Source organism: Methylobacterium sp. WL12 (assembly GCF_008039475.1).
GTDB lineage: Bacteria > Pseudomonadota > Alphaproteobacteria > Rhizobiales > Beijerinckiaceae > Methylobacterium > Methylobacterium cerastii.
The window spans coordinates 1-4,971 of sequence record NZ_VRUW01000157.1; the positions used below are offsets into that span (position 1 = coordinate 1).

Consider the following 4,971-nt stretch of genomic DNA (forward strand, 5'->3'; position numbering starts at 1 on the left):
ATGTGCGGGGGCGGGACGGGTAGGGGGCTGCGCCAGACAGCCCAAACCCCGTCATTCCGGGGCGCCGAAGGCGAGCCCGGAATCCAGACGCACCGCGCGGGCTCGAAGGGCCGGGACGCTCCACCTCGGAGCCCGCGGCGGCTCTGGATTCCGGGCTCTGCTGCGCAGCCCCGGAATGACGGAGCGGTTTTTGAGGACGCTGTGTTCGGATGCCCTGGACGGGCCAAGACGCTCAGTCGAACAGGCTCGACACGCTGGCTTCCGTCGCCGTCCGGCCGATGGCCTCGCCGAGCAGCGGGGCGATCGTCGCCACGCGGATGTTGCGGGCGAGCTTGACGGCCTGGGTCGGCTGGATCGAGTCGGTGATCACCAGCTCCTTCATCCGCGAGGCGGCGATGCGCGAGACCGCGCCGCCCGAGAGCACCCCGTGGGTGATGTAGGCCGAGACCTCCTTGGCGCCGGCGTTAAGCAGGGCCTCGGCCGCGTTGACGAGCGTGCCGCCGGAATCGACGATGTCGTCGACGAGGATGCAGGAGCGGCCTTCCACGTCGCCGATGATGTTCATCACCTCGGATTCGCCGGCGCGCTCGCGGCGCTTGTCGACGATGGCCAGCGACGCGTCGATGCGCTTGGCGACCGCACGCGCGCGCACCACGCCGCCGACGTCGGGCGAGACCACCATGCGGTCGGTGGAGGTCAGCCGCTCCTTGATGTCGCGCACCATCACGGGCGCGGCAAACAGGTTGTCGGTGGGGATGTCGAAGAAGCCCTGGATCTGGCCGGCATGGAGGTCCAGCGTCAGCACGCGGTCGGCGCCGGCCTCGGTGATGAGGTTGCAGACGAGCTTGGCCGAGATCGGGGTGCGGCCCGAGGTGCGCCGGTCCTGCCGGGCGTAGCCGAAATACGGGATCACCGCCGTGATGCGCCGCGCCGAGGACCGACGCGCGGCGTCGATCATGATCAGCAGCTCCATCAGGTGGTCGTTGGCCGGATACGAGGTCGACTGGACGATGAACACGTCCTCGCCGCGCACGTTCTCCTGGATCTCGACGAAGATCTCCATGTCGGCGAAGCGCCGGACCATGCACTTGGCGAGCGGCAGTTCGAGGTAGCCGGCGATGTCCTCCGCCAAGGGCCGGCTGGCATTGCCGGCGATGATCTTGATCGAAGACTTCATGCCTGCGGGCTCAACATCTGGGGTCTCGGGCCGAGACACGTCCTGAAGACTGGAACGGCCGGCCGATCGACAGGCCCGCCGGCATCCGCGTCGGTCGGGCTCTTACCAGTGCGGTCGAACCGTCACAATGGCCGGGCCCGCCCGCTGCACAGCCCCCTGCACAGGCGGGCGCCTACGGCTCGAGCAGGCGGTGGAGGTGGACGACGAAGTAGCGGGTCTGCGCGCTGTCGACCGTGGCCTGGGCCTTGGCGCGCCACGCGACCTTGGCCGAGGCGTAGTCGGGAAAGATGCCGACGATGTCGAGGCCGGCCAGATCCTTGAACCGGAGCCCGTCGATGTCCTCCAGCTCGCCGCCGAAGACGAGGTGCAGCAGCTGTTCGCTGGCGATCGTGGTGGTCACGGGTCTCTCCTGGTCGCGGCACGCCGCCCCACAGGCAGGACGCGTGCCGCAGGACGCGGCATCGCCAACCCCGCGGCCGCCGTCAAGCCCGCGCGGCCCCGGCCCTCAATGCAGCGCGGTCGGCGGCACGGCCGCGAGCTCGGCCCGGGCGATCTCGCGGCCGATCTGAAGCAGCAGGCGCTCGGTCATCCCGCGAAGCGCCTCGGATCCGCTCTCGCCGACAACCCCGTGCAACGCGATGCAGAGGTCGGCGGCGCGCACCAGCGGCGCCTCCGGCTCGCCGATCGACGGGGTCGCGACGTAGCCGGCGTCCATGGTCCGGACCTCGGTGATGTCGATCAGGATGCCGGTGCTGCGCACGGGGCGCCCGCGCGGATCGTGGAAGATCCGGCCGCGGCACAGGAGCCAGCGCGTCTGCCCGGAGAGCATCCCGGCCCGGTACTCCGCCAGCATCAGGCCGCCGGCCTGCATGGCGCGCTCCACCTCCTGCGTCATCCAGGGGACGTCGTCGGGATGGATGCCGGCCACGGCGTCGGCGAACTCGAGGTCGCGGCCGGCCAGCGCGGCGTCCCCCGCCAGCAGCTCGGCGGCGCCGGGATCGTAGCGCACGCGCTGCGAGACTGGGTTCCAGTCCCAGGTGCCGACGACGCCCGACGCCTGGAGGGCGGCGTGCAGGTCCCCCACCGCCTGCCCTCGATCGTCGATGCCGTCGAACTTCATCGGCCTACCAGTATGCTTCCCGCTCTTCAGAAACCTTGAGCAACAATTTGTATACGAGTCCAACTCAAACGATACAACCGATCGCGCAAGTCTTGCGGTTCGGATCGGTCTACCGCCGTGCTACGACCCGCCGGCCGTAGAACCCGCGGACGGTCCATGTCTCAGCACGACGACCTCGCCTGGAGAGCGGAGGCGGCCTGCCTGGTCGCATGCCCGGCGTCACGTCAACACCTTCTGGACGGGTGGCTGCTGCGCGCCTCGGGCGGGCCGACCCGGCGGACGAACTCGCTCAACCCGACCCCCGGACCGCGCGGCCCGGCCGACGCGGCGATCGCGGCCTGCGAGCGTGCGTACGCGGCGCTCGGCCAGCCGGCGATCGTCCGCGTGGTGAGCCTCGCCCCGGAGCTCGACGAACCCCTGGCGGCGCGCGGCTACGGCGCGGAGGGCCACGCGTCGACCCTGTTCGCCGCCCTCGACGGGATGCCGGACGGGCTCGAGTCAGGCGTGCGGCTGATGCCGGCACCCGATGGCGACTGGCTCGCGCTGCGGACCCGGCTTGCCGGCGCCGACGTGCAGGCCGCCGCGATCTACGCCGCGATGACGGGAGACTTGCGCGGTCCCCGCGCCTTCGCCGCCCTGGACCTTGCGGGGGAGACCGCATCGATGGGCTACGCCGTCCTCGACGGGCCGCTCGCGGTGATCGAATCCGTGGCGACGCCCCCGCAGCTGCGCGGGCGCGGCCATGCCCGTCGCACGGTCGGCGCGCTGATGCGCTGGGCCCGCGCCAACGGGGCCGTCGGCGCCTGCCTCCAGGTGGTGGCCGAGAACGCGGCCGCCCTGTCGCTCTACCGCGGCCTCGGGTTCCGCACCGAGCTGCTGCGCTACCACTACCGCCGCCGGGGTTGAGCCGGCGGCCTCCAGGGTCGCCGGACCGGGCTCAGGCCTCGAACAGCGAGCCTTGCGCGGCGGCGGGCGCGGGCGGCTCGACCTCGGGTGCGGCCTTCGCCCGGCGCGGCGCGCGCTTCTTCGCCGGGGCGGCGCCTTGCTTCGCCGGGGCGGGGCCTCGCTTCGCCGAGGGCGCCCCCTCGGGTGCGGGAGCGCCCGCATCCGCCTCGGTGCGGGCGGACACGAACCCGTCGGCGAATTCGAGGCTCAGGGGCGAGCCGGCCGGCAACCCGCGGCCGGAGCGGAGCGCAGCGCCTGCGCCGTCGCGGACCAGCACGTAGCCGCGGGCGAGCACGGCGCGATAGCCGAGGCTGCCGAGGAGGTCGCCGGCCCGGTCGAGCCGGGCGCGGCGGCGCTCGATCAGCCCGGCCGCCGCGTGGATCATCCGCCCATGCGAGGCCGCCAGCCGCTCGCGCGCGCGCGCCGCCTCGGTCTCGGCCCGGCGCAGGGTCGTCGTCCGGGCGACGACGAGGCGGTGGCCGAGGGCCGACAGCGCGTCGCCCTTGCGGCTTGCGTGGTTGGCGAGCGCCTGGCGCGGCCGGTGGTCGATCGCCGAAAGCCGCGCCCGCGCGCGTTCCAAGACCAGTTCCGGCGGGTGCCGCGCGAGCCGGTCGAGCACGCGCGAGAACCGCTCGCGGAAGGCGCGCGCGTTGCCCGCCAGCGCCGGCGCGAGCCGGGCCTCGGCGAGGTCGAGGCGCTGGCGCTTGCCCGCGAGGAACGCGTCGGCATCGGGCATCGCCCGCAGGGCCGAGCGGAAATCCGCAGCCAGCCGGTCGAGCTTGCGCTCCACCGCCCCGCGGCGGCGGCGGGTCAGGTCGTCCAGCGCCACCGCGAGGTCGGCCCGCACCGGCACGGCCATCTCGGCGGCGCCCGTCGGCGTCGGCGCGCGCCGGTCGGAGACGAAGTCGATCAGCGTGGTGTCGGTCTCGTGCCCGACCGCCGAGATCAGCGGGATGCGGCTCTCGAAGGCGGCGCGCACCACCGCCTCCTCGTTGAACGCCCACAGGTCCTCGATCGAGCCGCCGCCGCGGGCGACGATCAGCACGTCCGGGCGCGGGATCGGGCCGCCGGGGGGAAGCGCGTTGAAGCCGCGGATCGCGGCGGCGATCTCGTCGGCGGCCCCCTCGCCCTGCACGCGCACCGGCCAGACTAGGACGGGCCGCGGGAACCGGTCCTCGAGTCGGTGCAGGATGTCGCGGATCACCGCGCCGGTGGGGGAGGTCACCACCCCGACGACCTGCGGCAGAAACGGGATCGCCCGCTTGTGCTCGGCGGCGAACAGCCCCTCGGCCGCGAGCGCGCGCTTGCGCTCCTCCAGCAGCGCCATCCAGGCGCCGACGCCGGCCGGCTCCAGGCTCTCGATGACGATCTGGTACGAGGACTTGCCGGGGAAGGTCGTGATCTTGCCCGTGGCGACGACCTCGAGCCCCTCCTGCGGCTTCTGCCGCAAGCGGTTGAAGGTGCCCTTCCAGACCACGGCGTCGATGCGGGCGTTGCCGTCCTTGAGCGAGAAGTAGGCGTGGCCCGAGCCGTGCTGCCCGCGGAACCCCGAGATCTCGCCGCGCAGCCGCACGTGCCCGAACGCGTCCTCCAGCGTGCGCTTCAACGCCGAGGCGAGGTCGCCCACCGACCATTCCGGCTGGTTGGCGACGAGCACCGCCGAGGACGGGACGTCGGCGGCCGGCGACGACCTGCGGGGGGCGGGGGGCGGGACCAGGGGCATGGCGGA

5 protein-coding genes are annotated in these 4,971 nt (G+C 73.2%); 1 reads left to right on the top strand and 4 read right to left on the bottom strand.

Going from position 1 to position 4,971, the window contains the following annotated elements:
• Positions 1 to 232: 232 nt before the first annotated feature.
• From FV226_RS26750 to FV226_RS26760, 3 genes are all read right to left on the bottom strand, one after another.
• Entirely contained in the window at positions 233 to 1,177 is a 945-nt protein-coding gene (locus FV226_RS26750) for a ribose-phosphate pyrophosphokinase (protein ID WP_147754674.1), read from the bottom strand.
• 172 nt (positions 1,178 to 1,349) lie between these two features.
• A complete protein-coding gene (locus tag FV226_RS26755; RefSeq protein WP_147754673.1) occupies positions 1,350 to 1,577 on the bottom strand; it encodes a DUF4170 domain-containing protein in 228 nt (75 codons plus the stop codon).
• A gap of 105 nt (positions 1,578 to 1,682) precedes the next feature.
• The gene (locus FV226_RS26760; RefSeq protein WP_147765310.1) at positions 1,683 to 2,297 is read right to left on the bottom strand and encodes a PAS domain-containing protein; all 615 of its coding nucleotides are present in this window, start codon (positions 2,295 to 2,297) and stop codon (positions 1,683 to 1,685) included.
• 156 nt (positions 2,298 to 2,453) lie between these two features.
• On the opposite strand from FV226_RS26760, the gene FV226_RS26765 reads away from it, so the two are divergent.
• Positions 2,454 to 3,203, top strand: coding sequence for a GNAT family N-acetyltransferase (locus FV226_RS26765; protein WP_147765311.1), 750 nt, complete (start codon positions 2,454 to 2,456; stop codon positions 3,201 to 3,203).
• Between the two features lie 31 nt (positions 3,204 to 3,234).
• Here the strand turns inward: FV226_RS26765 and xseA are convergent, their stop codons facing one another.
• Positions 3,235 to 4,965 carry an exodeoxyribonuclease VII large subunit gene (gene xseA / locus FV226_RS26770; protein WP_147765312.1) on the bottom strand — a complete coding sequence of 577 codons (1,731 nt, stop codon included), beginning with the start codon at positions 4,963 to 4,965 and terminating at the stop codon, positions 3,235 to 3,237.
• Positions 4,966 to 4,971: the final 6 nt, after the last annotated feature.

Bases quoted from the DNA above. Each gene is read 5' to 3' on its own strand.
- FV226_RS26750 (WP_147754674.1), bottom strand. From the start codon at position 1,177: ATGAAGTCTTCGATCAAGATCATCGCCGGCAATGCCAGCCGGCCCTTG.
- FV226_RS26760 (WP_147765310.1), bottom strand. From the start codon at position 2,297: ATGAAGTTCGACGGCATCGACGATCGAGGGCAGGCGGTGGGGGACCTG.
- FV226_RS26765 (WP_147765311.1), top strand. From the start codon at position 2,454: ATGTCTCAGCACGACGACCTCGCCTGGAGAGCGGAGGCGGCCTGCCTG.
- xseA (WP_147765312.1), bottom strand. From the start codon at position 4,965: ATGCCCCTGGTCCCGCCCCCCGCCCCCCGCAGGTCGTCGCCGGCCGCC.